This is a genomic window from Micromonospora sp. NPDC005172 (assembly GCF_040608555.1).
GTDB lineage: Bacteria > Actinomycetota > Actinomycetes > Mycobacteriales > Micromonosporaceae > Micromonospora.
The window spans coordinates 278,393-294,969 of record NZ_JBEXIL010000002.1; the positions used below are offsets into that span (position 1 = coordinate 278,393).

The following is a 16,577-nucleotide window of genomic DNA, read 5'->3' on the forward strand; positions in this document are numbered from 1 at the left end:
GGAGCCGACAGGTCGGTCAGGCCTCCCGCGACTGGTCCAGCGAATCACGGACCGCCACCGCCAGCGAGACCGCCTCGGCCAGGTCGACCGGCCGGACCACCCCGGCGGGCAGGCCCTCGGCTCGCCAGCCTGGGCCGGCGGCGAGGATCAGCAGCGGGCGGCGGGGCGCGGCGAGGAGGGCGCTGAGCTGGGCCGGGTCGGCGGTGGCCCTGGAGTGTGACCAGAGCACCACCGCGGCGGGCCCGGTCCGGTTGACCGCCTCGACGAGGGCTGCCACCGGCATACGGGCACCCAGCATCCGGTAGCTCACCCCGGCCTCGGCGAGCGCGGCGGCAAGTGCTTCCAGGGGGAGGGTGTGCTGCTCCTCGTCCGCGCAGGAGAGCAGTATCCGGGCGGGTCCGGCGGGCGCGGTGGCCCGGCCGGCCGCGGCGAACGCCTCCGACACGCACCGGGAGACCAGGTGTTCCACCTCGATGAGGCCGGAGGTGGCGACATGTCGGTCACCGATGCCGGCCAGCACGGGCCGCAGCAGGGTCTCCCAGGTGGCGACGACTCCGCTGGTGGCGATGGTGTGCGCGATCGTGTCGTTGATCGCCGCCGCGTCCAGCCGCATGGCGGCGCGGGCCAGGCCCCGGGCCGCCGGGCCGGCGCGTCCCACCGGGATCGCGCCGCCGCCGTCGCGGCTCGACGGTCGGGTCCGACCCCGGGCGACGGAGTCCACGGACGTCCGGTCCGGTGCCTGCCGGGCCCACCGGGCCGCCTCGGCGGGGCTGACGCCCTCGGCAGTCAACCGCCGCATCGTTTCGAGGCGAGCCAGGTCGGCCGGCGTGTACCGGCGGTGATGGCCGGGCACGTGCTCGCTGGGCCCGAGCCCGTAGCGCTGGTGCCAGGTACGCAGCGTGGTGACCGCGACCCCCAGCCGGCGCGCGACGGCGCCCGCGCTCAGCGCCTCATCGGCCACCCGACCGCTCCGCCGCGTCGTCCGCCGGCGATCCGGGCGGGGCCATGGTGGAGCCGGGCACGTCCGACGGAGAACCCGAGGGCCGCAGCAGACGGTTCACCACCCCGCCCAGCCAGGGTGCGTACGACCGGGGGTCTCGGTCGAGTTCGGTTTCCAGGGTGGCCGGATCGGCCCAGCGCAGTTCGGCCACCTCGTCCGGGTCGGGCTCGAGCGGCGCGCCGGGCAGGAACTCGCCGCGCAGCACGTGGTCGTACTCGAACTCGACGCGACCGGTGGCCGGGTCCTCGGCGTAGTAGACGTAGACGCCCACCTCGGTCAGCTCGGCCGGACCGGTGCCCAACTCCTCGCGCAGCCGCCGGTTGGCCGCCTCGGTGAGTGACTCACCCGGCCGGGGGTGGCCGCAGCAGGAGTTCGCCCACCGCAGCGGAAAGCGGGTCTTGACCGCAGCCCGTCGTTGCAGCAGCACCTGGCCGTCCGGGTCGACGAGCACCACCGAGAAGGCCCGGTGCAGTTGCCCCGGCGGCTGGTGGGCTTCGGCGACGGTGGTGTCACCGTGGGCCTGCCCGGCGTCGTCGACCAGCTCGACGAGATGGTCCTCGCGGGTGCTCATCGTCCCTCTCCCGTGATCCGGCCGGCGGCCAGCTTGCCGGAGATCAACACCATCGGTACGCCCACTCCGGGTTGGGTTCCCGAGCCGACGAAAACGACGTTCGACAGACGGCGGTGCAGGTTCGACGGGCGGAACGGCCCGGTCTGGAAGAGCGTGTGCGCGGCGGCGAACGGCGTCCCGGCGGCCATGCCCTGCTCGGCCCACTCGGCGGGGGTGATCGCCTGCAACACCTCCACGCCGGCGCCGAAGCCGACGTACCCGCGCTCCTCCAGGGTGCCGATGAGCTGGTCGCCGTAGCGCTGGGTCAGGTCGCCGCGCCACTCGAAGGGCGCTCGAGCGAGGTTCGGCACGGGCGCGAGCACGTAGTAGGTGTGCCGGTCCGGTGGCGCCACCGACGGGTCGGTGCGGCTGGGATTGGTGACCAGCAGCGACGGATCGGTCATCAACTCGCCCCTGCGGATGACCTCATCGAAGGTGCCCTTCCACGCGCGTCCGAAGTGGATGTTGTGGTGGGCGATCTTCGCATAGCCCTGCCGCGAGCCGACGTGCAGGACGACGCAGGACGGCGAGTAGGTGAGGCGTCGTGCGGGCGCGGCGGGGAGCAGGTCCCGGTAGGCGACCGGCAGGTCCGGGTTGAGCACCACCACGTCCGCGGGCACCAGTTCGCCGTCGGCGGTGAGCACGCCGGTGGCCCGGCCGTTGGCGGTCTCCACCCGGGTCACCGTGGTGTCGTACCGGATCTGCACGCCGTGCTTCTCGGCCGCGCCGGCCATCGCCCGGGAGACCGCGTGGATGCCGCCCCGGGGGAAGTAGACCCCGGCCACCGAGTCGAGGTACGCGATGACCGCGTAGATGGCCAGCGCGTCGTGCGGCGCGAGGCCGGCGTACATCGCCTGGAAGGAGAAGATCCGCTGGGTACGAGGGTCCCGGAAGAACTGGTTGATCTTGGTCTGGAGGCGGCGGAAGGCCCCGCCGGTGAGCAGCTTGAGCAGGTTGCCGGTGAGCAGGTCGGTCGGCGCGTCCAGGTTGCGCTCGATGAAGTCGGCCCGCTCCATCCTCCACAGCTCCCGCGCGTAGTCGACGAAGCGCAGGTAACCGTCGGCCTCGCGGGGACCGCAGACCCGGGAGATCTCGGCCGCCATCCGGGTGGTGTCGGTGAGTACGTCGAGGGTCGATCCGTCCGGGTAGTACGCCCGGTAGGCCGGGTCCAGCGGAGTGAGGTCGAGCCAGTCGTGCAGCTCCTCGCCGACCGCTCCGAGCGCCTCGGCGATGAGGTCGGGCATGGTGAGCACGGTCGGGCCGGTGTCGAACTCGTAGCCGCCGACCGCGAGCCGTCCGGCGCGCCCGCCGGGGACCGGCTCGCGTTCCAGTACCGTCACCTGTCGGCCGCTGCCGGCGAGGTGCAGCGCGCAGGCGAGCCCGCCCAGCCCGGCGCCCACGACAACGACCCGGTCCGTCCGTCCGGTCACCGTGCGCACGTGACCACCTCCTCGAGATTTTCGGTCATCAGGCCCGCCGGCTCGTGGCAGCGGTGGCCAGTCCGGTCAGCGCGGTACGCGCTGTGTGGTCCACGGGCGCGCTGTCGAGCGCGGCCAGGGCGTCGCCCACCCGCTCGGCGATCATCCGCTCCACCCGGGCCACCGCACCGGTCTCGGCGACCAGGTCGGCGAGCCGTTCGGCCGGCTCGCCGTCCGTCTGCTCCAGAGCGCGGAGCTGGCCGGGCGTGGCCAGCTGCCGGGCGAGCATGAGCAGCGTGGTCGGCTTGCCGGTGCGGAGATCGTCGCCGGCCGGCTTGCCGGTCGCCGCGGGGTCGCCGTAGACGCCGAGCAGGTCGTCGCGGAGCTGGAACGCCTCGCCGACGGCCAGGCCGTAGCGGGTGTACGCGGTGACCAGCGCGACGTCGGCCGTGACCCCGGCCAGGCAGGCGCCGAAGAGCAGCGGGCGCTGCACGGTGTAGCTGGCGGTCTTGTAGCGGGCCACGCGCAGTGCCCGGTCGACCGACCAACTGTCGGGGTCGTTCTCGCCGAGTACGTCGAGGTACTGACCGGCGACCGTTTCGACCCGCATCTGGTCGTAGCAGCGACGGACCTCGAACAGTCGGGCCGGGGTGATGGTGGCGCGGGCGAGCAGCTTGTCGGCCCAGACCATGCAGAGGTCGCCGATCAGGACGGCGGCTGCCTCGCCGAACCGGTCGGGGTCGCCCCGGTGGCCGGCGGCGACGTGCTGGGCGGCGAGCGCGACGTGTGCGGTGGGCCGGCCGCGACGGGTGGTGGAGGCGTCCATCACGTCGTCGTGGACCAGCGCGAAGGTGTGCAGCAGTTCGAGGGCGGCCAGCGCGGGCAGTACCGGTGCGAGCGGCTCGTTGCCGTCGACCGCGCCGCGCCAGCCCCAGTAGGCGAACGTGGACCGGATCCGCTTGCCGCCGGAGAGCGCTGCCGCGCGTGCGGCGGACGCGAATCCGCCCATGGCTGCGTCGATCTCGCTGAGCGCGTCGACCTCGGCGGTGAGGAATGTGGAGAGCGTCTCGTCGACTGCCGTGACCAGGTCCTGGGTGTACGCGGCCAGGACGGCGCGGACCGGATCGTCCCGCTCGCCCGGGCCCGCCGGTGCCACACGTACCGCGTTGCCCGCAACTGCGTCGTTGGCCATGTGGGCGAGCGTACCCTAGGGTACGAGTTGCGTCGATTGGTGCGTCGATATTTGAGGAGGGCCGGTGGACACTGATCTCACCGCTGCCTATGACCGGTGCCGTGAGCTGCACAAACGCCATGGCCGCACCTACTATCTCGCCACCCGGCTGCTTCCCGCGTGGAAACGACGACATGTGCACGCTCTCTACGGATTCACGCGGTACGCCGACGAGATCGTCGACAGCACCGAGGACCTGCCGCCGGCCGAGCGGGCCGCCCTGCTCGACGACTGGGCCAGCAGGTTCGTGGCCGGCCTGCACGGCGCGCCGGTCGACGACGAGTTGCTGCCGGCCGTGCTGCACACGATCGCCATCTTCGATCTCGACCGGGACGACTTCGCGTCGTTTCTCAAGAGCATGGCGATGGACCTGACGGTCACCTCGTACCCGACGTACGACCACCTGCTCGACTACATGGAGGGCTCGGCGGCGGTCATCGGGACGATGATGCTGCCGATCCTGGGCAGCACCGACCCGGCCGCGGCCCGTGAACCGGCCCGGCAGCTCGGCTTCGCCTTCCAGCTCACCAACTTCATCCGGGACGTCGCCGAGGACCTCGACCGGGGCCGCACCTACCTCCCCGACGAGGACCTGGCGAAGTTCGGCGTCACCCGCGAGGAGCTGCTCGAGGCCCGCGAGCGGGGGCGCGGCACGCCCCGCACGCGCGAGCTGATCGAGTACGAGGTGACCCGCGCCCAGGCGCACTACGCCGCCGCCGCGCCGGGCATCACCATGCTCGCTCCCGCCTCGCAGGCGTGCATGCGCACCGCGTACGCGCTCTACGGCGGCATCCTCGACGAGGTGGCCGCCCAGGACTACGACGTCTTCGCCCGTCGAGCCCTGGTACCGCAGCGGCGACGGATGGCTGTTGCCGCCCGCGCTCTGCTGACGTCGACGGGTACCCCGGTCACCATCCCGGGCCCGACGGTCCAGCCGGTGGCCCGATGACCGGGGGCACCGCGGTCGTGCTCTTCACCCGCGACCTGCGGGTGCACGACCACCCGGCGCTGGCCACCACCTGCGCGGCGTTCGACCGGGTGGTGCCGTTGTACGTGCTCGATCCGGCCCTGGCCGGGTTGTCGGCCAACCGCACCCGGTTCCTGCATCAGGCGCTCGCCGACCTGCGCGACGCGCTGCGCGAGCGCGGCGGCGACCTGGTGGTGCGGCGCGGCGACCCGGTGGCGGAGACGATCCGGCTGGCCGGCAAGGTCGGTGCCACCGCCGTGGCGCTCTCCGCCGACGTCAGCCGCTATGCCCACCGGCGGGAGAGTCGGTTGCGTGCCGAGTGCGAGCGGCACCGGCTGCACCTGCGGCTCTTTCCGGGGCTGACGGTCATCGAGCCGGGCGCACTGCGGCCCGGCGGTGGAGGCGACCACTACCGGGTGTTCAGCCCGTACCACCGCGCGTGGGCCGCCGCGCAGTGGCGCGAGGAGTTGGCCGCGCCCCGCCGGGTCGCGCTGCCCGACGGAGTGAGCGTGGGTCGGTTGCCGGCCCCGCCGGCGGGGGAGTCACCGGACGCGGCCGTCGGCGGCGAACGTGTCGCCCGGCAGCGGCTCACCGACTGGCTGCCCGAGCTGGGCCGGTACGACGACCAGCACGACGACATGGCCGGCGACGACACCTCCCGGCTCAGCCCGTACCTGCGCTTCGGCTGCGTGTCGCCGCTGTCGGTCGCCAACCGCGCCGGTGACCGGTCTGGGCCGTTCGTGCGGCAGATCTGCTGGCGCGACTTCTACTACCAGGTCACCGCAGCCTTCCCGCAGATCTCCACGGCCGCCTACCGCACGGGCGTCACCGAAGAGTGGCGCTACGACGACGACGCCCTCGCCGCCTGGGCCGAGGGCCGCACGGGCATGCCGATCGTAGACGCCGGGATGCGGCAGATGCGGGCACAGGGTTGGCAGCACAACCGGGCCCGGCTGATCACCGCCGGCTACCTGACCAAGCACCTGAGGCAGGACTGGCGGCCCGGCGTGCAGGTCTTCTTCCGCTGGCTCCTCGACGGGGACGTGGCCAACAACTCGGGCAACTGGCAGTGGGTCGCCGGCACCGGCAACGACACCAAGCCGTACCGGGGGTTCAACCCGGTCCGGCAGGCCGAGCGGTACGACCCGGCCGGTGACTACGTCCGACGGTGGGTGCCGGAGCTGGCGCAGGTGGCGGGCAAGGCCATCCACCAGCCGTGGAAGCTGCCGGACGACCTCCGTCGCACGCTGGACTATCCGCCGCCGCTCTCCGTGCCCGGCACCGATCCGGTCTGGCTGCGGTGATCAGAGGCAGGAGTGCAGCACCTCGGCCAGCTCGTCGACCCGGTCGTGCTCGGCGAGCTGCGCCGTGACGTACGCGAGCGCGTAGCCGCGTTCCGGGTCGGCCCACGCGCTGCTGCCGCCGAGGCCGCCCATGCCCCAACTGCCGTCCGGCTCCCACTGCATGCCCAGCGTCCACCGGACCCGGCGGTCGAGCAGCATGTCCGGGCCGTCGTACTGGACCCGGGTCGCCTCGTCGAGAAGGCCGGGGCTGAACAGCCGTACGCCGTCCAGGACACCGCCGGCCAGCAGACCCGCGTAGAGCCGGCCCAGGCCGACGGACGTGGCGTGCAGGTTGACCGCCGGCATCTGGGCGCCCCGCCACAGGGGGCTGTTCAGCACGGCGAGGTCCAGCCCGCCGGCCGGGTTGCCCAGCGCCCTCGCGCGTAGCGATTCCGGCTCGCCGAGCTTGCGGATCGGCCACTGCGGGTCGCCGTAGCGCAGGTGCGCGCAACGCCGCTGGTCCGCCTCGGTCAGCCCGAACCCGAGGTCGAGCTGCCACGGGCCGGCTATCTCGTCGGCCAGGAAGCGGCCCACGCTCCGGCCGTCCACCCGGCGGACCAGCTCGCCCACCAGGTGGCCGTACGTCCAGGCGTGCTCGGCGGCCAGCGTTCCCGGCGGCCATTCGGGGTCGGCGGCGGCCAGGTCGCCGACGAGCAGCGCCCAGTCCGCGATCGCGGTGGCCGGCCGGGGCACCGGGAAGGCCGGCAGCCCGGCGGTGTGCGACAGGACCTGTCGCACGGTGGCCGGGGTGCGGAACTCCGGCCAGTACTCCGCGACGGGCGAGTCCAGGTCGACGCGCCCCCGGTCGACGAGCAGCAGCAGGCACAGCGCGGCCACCGGCTTGCCGACCGAGTAGACGTTGACCAGGGTGTCCGGTCGCCACGGCTGACCGGACGGGCCGTCGCCGCTGCGGAATCCGCCGACCAGGTCGAGCACCTGCTGGCCGTCGTACCAGATGGTGAGGCTGGCACCGGTCTCCCGGCCGGAGGCCAGCAGGTCGTGGAAGCAGTCCCGGACGGGCGCGAAGCGTGCGTGCATCCGCTCACCGTAGGTGCTGCGGTGCCGTGACCCCGCCGACTTTTCCGGACCCCGGTGGTCGGGGTGGGGCCGCTGGGGGATGCTGTCGGGGTGGCAGAGCCGGAGCTGGTGGATGTTGTCGTGGTGGGGCTCGGGGTCGGCGGCGAGGAGGTGGCCGAACGGCTCGCCGAGGCCGGCCTGAGCGTCGTCGGCGTCGAACGGGACCTCGTCGGCGGCGAGTGCCCGTACTGGGGCTGCATCCCGAGCAAGATGATGATCAGGGCCGCGAACGCGCTGGCCGAGGCGCGCCGGGTCGACGGACTCGCGGGCACCGCGCAGGTGCAGCCGGACTGGGCGCCGGTGGCGAAGCGCATCCGCGAGGAGGCCACCGACAGTTGGGACGACAAGGTCGCGGTCGACCGGTTCACCGGCAAGGGTGGCCGGTTCGTCCGCGGCAGTGGCCGGCTCGACGGTCCGGGGCGTGTCCGAGTCGGTGACCAGGTGTTCCAGGCCCGGCACGGCGTCGTCCTGGGCACCGGCACCCGGCCGTCGGTGCCGCCGATCGACGGTTTGGCCGACACGCCGTACTGGACCAACCACCACGCGATCGAGGTCGAGGAGCTGCCGGAGTCGCTGCTGGTGCTCGGCGGTGGCGCGATCGGACTGGAACTGGCCCAGGTCTTCGCGCGCTTCGGCGTCCGCGTCACCGTGGTGGAGGCGTTGGACCGGGTGCTGGCCGTGGAGGAGCCGGAGGCGTCCGAGGTGGCCGCCACCGCGCTCCGCGCCGACGGCGTCGAGATCCACACCGGTGTACGCGCCGAGCGGGTCGAGCACGACGGCGACCGTTTCACGCTGCACGGCGGTGGTGGGTCCGAGTTCACCGCCGAGCGACTGCTCGTGGTGACCGGCCGTCGGGCGCACCTGGAGGAGTTGGGGCTGGACACCGTCGGTGTGGACGCCACCCAACGTTACCTGCCGGTCGACGACCGGATGCACGTCACCAGCGGCATCTGGGCAGTGGGCGACCTGACCGGCGAGGGAGCGTTCACCCACATCGCCATGTACCAGGCGGCCATCGTGGTCTCCGACGTGCTCGCCCACTACCGGCAGGCGACGGCCGGCCCGGACGCCAGCGGGACCGCCAGCGTCGTCGGCGGCGCGATGGGCTCCTCCAGTTCGCTGGCCGCCAGCGGATCGAGCGGGTCGGCCGGTACCGTCCCGCGCGCCGACTACCGCGCGCTGCCCCGGGTGACCTTCACCGATCCCGAGGTGGGTGCCGTGGGGTTGACCGAGCGGCAGGCCCGCGATCGCGGCATCAACGTGCAGGTCGGGTTCACCAAGCTGGGCAGCTCGACCCGGGGCTGGATACACCGGGTGGGTGACGAGGGCTTCATCAAGCTGATCGCGGACGCCGACCAGGGCGTGCTGATCGGCGCGACGTCGGTCGGCCCGGCCGGTGGTGAGGTGCTGTCCGCGTTGGTGGTGGCGGTGCACGCGGCGGTGCCGCTGAGCCAACTGCGGCACATGATCTACGCGTATCCGACCTTCCACCGCGCCATCGAGGACGCGCTGCGCAACCTGGCCTGACGGTGACGTGTGCTGTTCAGGGTCCGCCCTGATGGGCGGTGCTGTGACAAGCGTGATGACTCTGAGGAATATTTATGCCTCAGAGTCATCAGCACATGGACGAAAGGTGCTGCCGGTCGACCCAATCAGCCCGGGGTGTCGTCCTCCGTCGGGCGAGGTTGGCGGTACTTCTTGATCCAAGCCTCGACATCCTCGGCCAACCAGACCTTCGTCCCCCGTAGCTCCTGATACGGCTTCGGGAAGGTGGGGTACCGGGCAAGCTGCTGGAATCGCTGGCGCGAGACGCCCAGGCGTTCGGCGATCTCGTACGGCCCCATGAGCTGACCCGGCCCTCGGTCCATGGCCCGAACGTAAGACGACCTGCCCTTTCCTTTTGGCTATTGCCAGTTGACTAATTCGTCCGGGGCGGCGACTGTAGACGTATGAGCCGACGCGTTACGTACGCCGACTACCTGACGGCGGTTGCGCTGACCCTGGCTCGCCGCCACGAGCCGGTGTGGTCCTGGGCTAGGTGGCGGAACGTCTGCGGGTGTGGTGGCGAGTTGCCGTGCCGTGTCAGGCATCGCGTCCCGATCAGTCGCGGGCACTGGCCGGGTGAGGAGCAGTGACGACGCCGGGACCTCGCCCCGGAGACGTCGTACTGGTCGGGGCAGCGTGTTCGGTGCAATTCACGGGTGAGCGGGCTCTCCTGCTGCGGTTGGTGTCAGTTGGCGAGGTTGCCCCGTACACCGGCTGGCTCTGGATTGCGGGTTACGTGCTCGACGCGGAGGGGCTGGCGAGGGCCAAGCGCGAGCTGTTTGTCCGAAGAGCCGGGCTGCGCGTCCAGCGCCGGGTCGGACCGACGGTTGGGCGTTCACGACGACCCAGTCCGCGCCTGACGACGTGACACAGGGCCTGACTGTCGATTGGCGAGCAGAGTGCGACAGTGGGATCGCAAATTTTGCCTCAATCGCGGTTCATTTCTTTCAATCGCGTGACGTACGATTGCGGCCGTGACCAAGCGGTTGACTGAAGTTGCCAAGAAGGCGGGCGTCAGCGAGGCCACCGTCAGCCGGGTGCTCAACGGTCGGGACGGCGTCTCCGAGGCGACCCGCACAGCCGTGCTGACCGCGCTGGACGTGCTCGGCTACGAGCGGCCGACCAAGCTGCGCGGGGAGCGTGCCCGGCTGGTCGGGCTGGTGCTGCCCGAGTTGCAGAACCCGATCTTCCCGGCGCTCGCCGAGGTGGTCACCGGGACCCTCGCCCAGCGCGGCTACACGCCGGCGCTCTGCGCCCGCACCATCGGCGGCGTGTCCGAGATGGACTACGTGGAGATGCTCCTCGACCACCAGGTGTCCGGCGTGATCTTCGCCGGCGGCTCGTACGCGCTTGCCGACGCCCGGCACGACCACTACCGGCGGCTGACCGATCGGGGCCTTCCGGTGGTGCTGGTCAACGCCGGTGTGGACGAGTTGGGCTTTCCCCGGGTGTCGACCGACGACGCGGTGGCGGTGGAGCAGGCGTACGGACACCTGCGCTCCCTCGGCCACGAGCGGATCGGGATGGTGCTCGGCCCGGAGGGGCACGTGCCGTCCCGCCGCAAGCTGGACGCGATGGTCCAGGCCGCGGACTGGGGTGACGCCGAGCGGGAGTGCGTCGAGCGGTCCAGTTTCTCGATGGAGGGCGCGCGGGTCGCCGCGACCAAACTGGTCGAGCGCGGCGTCACCGGCATCATCTGCGCCAGCGATGTCCTGGCCCTGGGCACGATCCGGGCCGCCCGGCGCCTGGGTCGCGCGGTGCCGACGGACATCTCGGTGGTGGGCTTCGACGACTCCGCGTTCATGACCTGTACCGATCCGCCGCTGACCACCGTTCGGCAGCCGATCGAGACGATGGGACAGGCTGCGGTGGACCTGCTGGTGACCCAGATCGAGGGTGCCGGCGTCCTCCAGGACGAGCTGCTGTTCGAGCCCGAACTGGTGGTCCGCGGCTCCACCGCGCCCGCGCCCGGCCGCTGACCGTGCTCCCGACGTACTGATCGACCGCCTTCGAGGCCGTCGACCGCTCTCGCGGTCGGCGGCCTTTTTGGTGCTCAATTCCGGACATACGGCACCCAATCCCTAGTTCTGTCGTCCCCTGCCGTCAGGCTGTCGAGTCTTTTCAGAACACGGTCGACACCTTGCTGAAATGAGTCGCCCTCGTTACAGTGACTCCACTCACACCTGGCTCCGGCGCAGCTACAGGGCGTCAGGTCGCATCACCGCAGATCAGCGCATCTCATGGAGACACCCGTTCCCGAAGGGATGGACAGATGTCCGTACCGCAATACCGAAGGGCTGCGACGCTGGCGCTCGTGGCCGGCCTGGGGCTCAGCCTCACGGCATGCTCCACGAAGAGTGACGACAAGGACACGTCCGCCGGCGGCAAGGTCACCATCACCGTGGACTGCCAGCCGGTCGGCGCCCAGAAAGAGCTGCTGAAGAACTGGAACGACGATGTCGCCGAGTTCCAGAAGCAGAACCCGGACATCACCATCAAGAGCGTGAGCGTCGGCGAGCAGTGCAACAACCCGCCGGACTTCACCGCCCGCCTGGCCGGCGGCACCGTGACCGACGTGTTCTACGGCTACATGACGGATCTGCAACAGGTGCTCGACTCCGGTCAGGCGATGGACATCTCCCAGTACGTCAACAAGGACACGATCTCCACCTGGGACAGCGTCGACCCGGCGCTCAAGGAGGTCTTCACCGACGGCGGCAAGCTCTACGCCGTACCGGTGAAGAACTACTCGATGGGCCTCGTCTACAACAAGGTCCTGTTCCAGAAGGCCGGGCTGGACGTCAACAGCCCGCCCAAGACCTGGGGCGAGGTCCGGACCGCCGCCAAGAAGATCTCCGGCCTCGGCAACGGCATCGCCGGTTACTCGGAGTACAGCGCCGGCAACACCGGTGGCTGGCACTTCACCTCGCTGCTCTACTCGCAGGGCGGTCAGGTGCTCACGGCCGACGGCAAGAAGGCCGACTTCAACAACCCGATGGGCAAGCAGGTCCTGCAGAACATCAAGGACATGCGGTACGGCGACAACAGCATGGGCTCCCGCCAGCTGCTCCAGTGGGGTGACCTGCTCACCAACGCCGGCGCGGGCAAGGTCGGCATGTTCATCGGCGCACCGGACGCCACCCAGGCGATCGTCAGCCAGTTCCAGGGCAAGTTCCAGGACTGGGCGATGAGCCCGCTGCCCGGCCAGGACGGTCCGGCGAAGGGCACGCTCGGCGGCGGCGAGGGTTACTTCTTCAAGAAGGGCCTCTCTCCCGAGCAGGTCAAGGCCGGTCTGAAGTGGATCGCCTACCAGAAGCTGACCCCGGGCAAGGGCCAGTTCGACTACGTGCGGGCCAAGCCGCAGAACTACCCGGTGGGTCTGCCGCAGCCGCTGCTGTTCGCCAACGGCAGTGAGGTCCAGAAGCAGGAACTCGAACTGCGCAAGGCCAACGCCAACGTCGACACCACCAACTTCGCGCTCTTCGAGGCGACCCCGGTGCCGATCAAGGGTGAGCCGCGCAACGCCCAGGCGGTCTACGCGGTGCTCGACGCCGCGATGTCCGGGGTGCTGACGAACCCGAACGCGAACATCGACGCGCTGCTCAAGACGGCCGAAGAGAAGGTCAACCAGCTCCTGGCCGCGGAGAGCTGATCCGCAGGTGTGGGGGCCGTCGCACCGGCCCCCACACCCCGCGCCGCACCGTCCGCCTCACCGACCTGCGCAGGAGTGTGTCGTGGCGATCACCGCCGCCCCCCAGGCCCCCGGGAAGCCGGGTCGCCCGATGCCGTCGTACGCGGTAGCGCCGAAGCGTACGAGCCTCGGCCGTAAGGTACGGGACAATCTCACCGGGCACGCCTTCCTGATCGGCGCCGTGCTCTGCTTCGTGGTCTTCTCCTGGTATCCGATGGTCCGCGGCGTCGTCATGAGCTTCCAGCGGACCAGGCGCGGCGAGACGACCTGGGTGGGCTGGGACAACTACTCCCGTCTCATCGCCGACCCCAGCTTCTGGCCCGCGTGGAAGAACACGTTCTACTTCACGCTGCTCGCGCTCGTGCTCGGGTACGCGGTGCCGTTCTTCGTGGCGATCCTGCTCAACGAGTTCCGACACGCCAAGGGCTACCTGCGAATCCTGGTCTACCTGCCGGTGATGCTGCCGCCGGCCTCGGCTCTCTACCTCTTCAAGTTCTACGCGTACGACCCCAGCGAGGCGGGGCTGTTCAACGCGATCCTCAAGGCGCTGCACCTGCCGACGTCGCAGTGGATGCAGTCGCCGCAGATGACGATGCCGGCCATGGTGATCGCGTCCACCTGGATGAACATGGGTGGCGCGGTCCTGATCTACCTGGCCTCGCTACAGAACATCCCCGGCGAGCTGTACGAGGCTGCCGAACTCGACGGCGCCGGGATCTTCAAGCGCATCCGCCACGTGACGATCCCGCAGACCCGGCTCATCCTCGCGCTCCTGGCGATGATCCAGATCGTCGCCACCATGCAGCTCTTCATCGAGCCACTGATCCTCGCCAACGGTGCGGGCGCGGAGGATTCCGCGACCACCGTGGCGTACCTCATCTACCAGCACGGGTTCTTCCAGAACGACCTCAACGGAGCTGCCGCACTGGGCGTGCTCATGCTCGTGGTGCTGGCCGGCTTCTCCGCCGTGTACGTGCGGCTGACTGCGAAACAGGACTAGGACGGCGCCCAATGGCACAGGATTCCGGAACCCGGACCCTCATCTCCCATGCCCAGATCAGCCGGGGGCGCGGGCGGATCATCTACTGGACGCTCCTGGTCGTCGTCGTGACGGCGTTCACGCTCGTCTTCCTCGGGCCGCTCTACTGGATGGTCACCGGCGCGCTCAAGTCGGGCCAGGAGATCGCGCAGACCCCGCCCACGCTGTTTCCGAAGGATCCGAAGCCGCAGAACTACATCGATGCCTGGAACAATCTCGAACTCGCCAAGCTGCTGTTCAACACGTTCTACTACGCGATCGGCGCGGTGTTGTTCCAGCTCGTCCTCGACGCGGCCGCCGCGTACTCGTTGTCGAAACTGCGACCGATCTTCGGCAACGTGATCCTCGGGCTGATGCTCGCCACGCTGATGATCCCGGCCATGGTGCTCATCGTCCCCCAGTACGTGACAGTGATCGACCTTCCGATCCTGCACATCAATCTGCTCGACTCGCCGTTCGCCATCTGGCTGCCACTGGTGGCAAACGCGTTCAACATCTTTCTGCTGAAGCGATTCTTCGACTCGATCCCCGAGGAGTTGATGGCGGCGGCTCTGGTGGACGGCGCGACGTCGCTGCGTACGCTCTGGTCGATCATCCTGCCGATGTCGCGCCCGATTCTCGGAGTCGTCGCGATTCTGGCCATGACGGCGGTCTGGAAGGACTTCCTCTGGCCGAAGCTGGTCATGCCCTCACCGGAGACCCGGACGGTCAGTGTCGGCATCTACTCCTTCGCCGGCGGTACGCCCATGAACGTCGTGATCGCCGCGTCGGTCATCGCCGCCATCCCGACCGTTATCGTCTTTCTGATCTTCCAGCGGAACATCATGTCTGGCCTGACCGCCGGAAGCATCAAGGGATAGCCATCCCCGCAGACAGCGGAGCGAACAACGGTCGTTCGTCCGACACACATTCGCCACCGGCGTACCCGGCGACGTACTGACGCAGAAAGCAGGTGCTCGTGTCCACAGCAGACAGCAGTCCGTGGTGGCGTGGAGCGGTTATCTACCAGGTGTACCCACGAAGCTTCGCCGACGGTAACGGTGACGGCATCGGTGACATCGCAGGTATCCGGTCCCGCCTGAACCACCTGTCCGCGCTTGGCATCGACGCGATCTGGTTCAGTCCCTGGTATCCGTCGCCCATGGCCGACGCCGGGTACGACGTGTCCGACTACCGCGACATCGATCCGGTCTTCGGCACGCTCGCCGAGGTCGAGGCGTTGATCGCCGAGGCGCACGACCTGGGTATCCGCACGATCGTCGACGTGGTGCCCAACCATTGCTCCGACGCACACCCGTGGTTCCAGGCCGCGCTGGCCGGCGGCCCGGGGGCGCCCGAGCGGGACCTGTTCTGGTTCCGTCCGGGGCGGGGCCCGAACGGCGACCAGCGACCCACCGACTGGGTCGGCGAGTTCGGTGGCGAGACCTGGACCCGCACCACCAACCCGGACGGCACGCCCGGCGACTGGTACCTGCATCTCTTCGCGCCCCAGCAGCCGGACTTCAACTGGGACCACCCCCGGGTGCGGGCCGAATTCGAGGACATCCTGCGGTTCTGGTTCGACCGGGGCGTGGACGGCATCCGGATCGACTCCGCCGGTCTGCTGGTGAAGGACGGGACGCTGCCGGAGGTCGAGCCCGACCGGCCGCACCCGTTCCACGACCTCGACGGTGTGCACGACATCTACCGGGGCTGGCGTCGCGTCGCCGACTCCTACGCCGATCGCGCGCTGATCGGCGAGGTGTGGCTGCCGGACCGGCAACGGTTCGCCAACTACCTGCGCCCCGACGAGCTGCACGCCGCGTTCAACTTCGACTTCCTCGGCTGCGCCTGGGACGCGTCGGCGCTGCGGGAGAGCATCGACGGCACGCTGAGCGCGCACGCGCCGGTCGGTGCGCCGGCCACCTGGGTGCTCTCCAACCACGACGTGACCCGGCACGTGACCCGCTACGGCCGGGCGGACACCACGTTCAGCTTCGCCGCCAAGCGCGAGGGGATACCGACCGATCTGGAGCTGGGCACCCGCCGGGCGCGGGCCGCCGCGCTGTTGTCGCTGTCGCTGCCCGGCGCTGCCTACGTCTACCAGGGCGAGGAGCTGGGCCTCTGGGAGGTCGAGGACATCCCGTACGCGCTGCGGCAGGACCCGATGTGGGAACGCTCCGGCCGCGTCGACCCCGGTCGCGACGGCTGCCGGGTGCCGCTGCCCTGGGCCGGTGACGAGCCGCCGTTCGGGTTCAGTCCCGAAGGCTCGGCAGCGCCCTGGCTGCCCCAGCCCGCCGACTGGAAGGACCGGACGGCGCTGGCGCAGACCGGCGACGCGGCCTCGATGCTGGAGCTGTACCGGGACGCGATCCACATCCGGCGGGCCGAGGCAGCGCTCGGCGACGGCGAGCTGACCTGGCTGCCCGCCCCGGACGGCGTGCTGGCGTTCAGCCGCGGCGGTGGCTTCCGCTGCCTGGTCAACCTCACCGACGCAGCGGTGCCGTTGCCCGCCGAGGGCGAGTTGCTGCTGGCCAGCGGCCCACTCGACGACGGGCTGCTGCCGTCGGACACCGCCGTCTGGCTGCGTACCCCCGAAGAGGTGGACGGACCGCGCGCGGACGCCGCCCTGACCTGACCCGGTCGACGTGGTGCCGGCGGTCCCGTCCCGACCGCC

Annotated in this window: 14 protein-coding genes; 8 read left to right on the top strand and 6 right to left on the bottom strand. The window is 70.5% G+C overall.

Annotation, left to right across the window (positions count from 1 at the left end):
* Nucleotides 1-16: 16 nt before the first annotated feature.
* From ABZV06_RS02650 to ABZV06_RS02665, 4 genes are read right to left on the bottom strand one after another with little or no spacing between them, the layout of a single operon-like run.
* The gene (locus tag ABZV06_RS02650) at nucleotides 17-961 is read right to left on the bottom strand and encodes a MerR family transcriptional regulator (protein ID WP_355246521.1); all 945 of its coding nucleotides are present in this window, start codon (nucleotides 959-961) and stop codon (nucleotides 17-19) included.
* Nucleotides 951-1,571, bottom strand: a complete 621-nt coding sequence (gene idi / locus ABZV06_RS02655; protein ID WP_355246518.1) for an isopentenyl-diphosphate Delta-isomerase — start codon at nucleotides 1,569-1,571, stop codon at nucleotides 951-953. Before idi ends, ABZV06_RS02650 begins: the two co-directional genes overlap by 11 nt.
* Complete coding sequence (gene crtI, locus ABZV06_RS02660; RefSeq protein WP_355246516.1) at nucleotides 1,568-3,049, bottom strand: phytoene desaturase family protein; 1,482 nt, start codon at nucleotides 3,047-3,049, stop codon at nucleotides 1,568-1,570. Before crtI ends, idi begins: the two co-directional genes overlap by 4 nt.
* A gap of 28 nt (nucleotides 3,050-3,077) precedes the next feature.
* Nucleotides 3,078-4,220 carry a polyprenyl synthetase family protein gene (locus tag ABZV06_RS02665; RefSeq protein WP_355246514.1) on the bottom strand — a complete coding sequence of 381 codons (1,143 nt, stop codon included), beginning with the start codon at nucleotides 4,218-4,220 and terminating at the stop codon, nucleotides 3,078-3,080.
* A 64-nt stretch (nucleotides 4,221-4,284) separates the two neighbouring features.
* On the opposite strand from ABZV06_RS02665, the gene ABZV06_RS02670 reads away from it, so the two are divergent.
* Both ABZV06_RS02670 and ABZV06_RS02675 read left to right on the top strand, forming a co-directional pair.
* A complete protein-coding gene (locus ABZV06_RS02670; protein WP_355246511.1) occupies nucleotides 4,285-5,208 on the top strand; it encodes a phytoene/squalene synthase family protein in 924 nt (307 codons plus the stop codon).
* Nucleotides 5,205-6,530 carry a deoxyribodipyrimidine photo-lyase gene (locus tag ABZV06_RS02675; protein WP_355617975.1) on the top strand — a complete coding sequence of 442 codons (1,326 nt, stop codon included), beginning with the start codon at nucleotides 5,205-5,207 and terminating at the stop codon, nucleotides 6,528-6,530. The genes ABZV06_RS02670 and ABZV06_RS02675 overlap by 4 nt, the downstream gene beginning before the upstream one ends.
* Here ABZV06_RS02675 and ABZV06_RS02680 read toward each other — a convergent pair whose 3' ends face one another.
* Nucleotides 6,531-7,607, bottom strand: coding sequence for a serine hydrolase domain-containing protein (locus ABZV06_RS02680; protein ID WP_355246505.1), 1,077 nt, complete (start codon nucleotides 7,605-7,607; stop codon nucleotides 6,531-6,533).
* A gap of 90 nt (nucleotides 7,608-7,697) precedes the next feature.
* On the opposite strand from ABZV06_RS02680, the gene ABZV06_RS02685 reads away from it, so the two are divergent.
* Nucleotides 7,698-9,173 carry an FAD-dependent oxidoreductase gene (locus tag ABZV06_RS02685; protein WP_355617977.1) on the top strand — a complete coding sequence of 492 codons (1,476 nt, stop codon included), beginning with the start codon at nucleotides 7,698-7,700 and terminating at the stop codon, nucleotides 9,171-9,173.
* Between the two features lie 125 nt (nucleotides 9,174-9,298).
* Here the strand turns inward: ABZV06_RS02685 and ABZV06_RS02690 are convergent, their stop codons facing one another.
* A complete protein-coding gene (locus tag ABZV06_RS02690) occupies nucleotides 9,299-9,514 on the bottom strand; it encodes a hypothetical protein (protein WP_354853544.1) in 216 nt (71 codons plus the stop codon).
* A 651-nt stretch (nucleotides 9,515-10,165) separates the two neighbouring features.
* Here ABZV06_RS02690 and ABZV06_RS02695 point away from each other — a divergent pair.
* The 5 genes from ABZV06_RS02695 (at nucleotide 10,166) to ABZV06_RS02715 (ending at nucleotide 16,538) form a co-directional block, all read left to right on the top strand.
* Entirely contained in the window at nucleotides 10,166-11,170 is a 1,005-nt protein-coding gene (locus ABZV06_RS02695) for a LacI family DNA-binding transcriptional regulator (protein ID WP_355246500.1), read from the top strand.
* 293 nt (nucleotides 11,171-11,463) lie between these two features.
* Nucleotides 11,464-12,843 carry an extracellular solute-binding protein gene (locus tag ABZV06_RS02700; protein WP_355617980.1) on the top strand — a complete coding sequence of 460 codons (1,380 nt, stop codon included), beginning with the start codon at nucleotides 11,464-11,466 and terminating at the stop codon, nucleotides 12,841-12,843.
* Between the two features lie 82 nt (nucleotides 12,844-12,925).
* Complete coding sequence (locus tag ABZV06_RS02705; protein ID WP_355617983.1) at nucleotides 12,926-13,882, top strand: sugar ABC transporter permease; 957 nt, start codon at nucleotides 12,926-12,928, stop codon at nucleotides 13,880-13,882.
* Nucleotides 13,883-13,893: 11 nt separating this feature from the next.
* Nucleotides 13,894-14,781, top strand: coding sequence for a carbohydrate ABC transporter permease (locus tag ABZV06_RS02710; protein ID WP_355246492.1), 888 nt, complete (start codon nucleotides 13,894-13,896; stop codon nucleotides 14,779-14,781).
* Between the two features lie 98 nt (nucleotides 14,782-14,879).
* On the top strand, nucleotides 14,880-16,538 hold the full coding sequence (locus ABZV06_RS02715) for a glycoside hydrolase family 13 protein (RefSeq protein WP_355246489.1): 1,659 nt from the start codon (nucleotides 14,880-14,882) through the stop codon (nucleotides 16,536-16,538).
* Nucleotides 16,539-16,577: the final 39 nt, after the last annotated feature.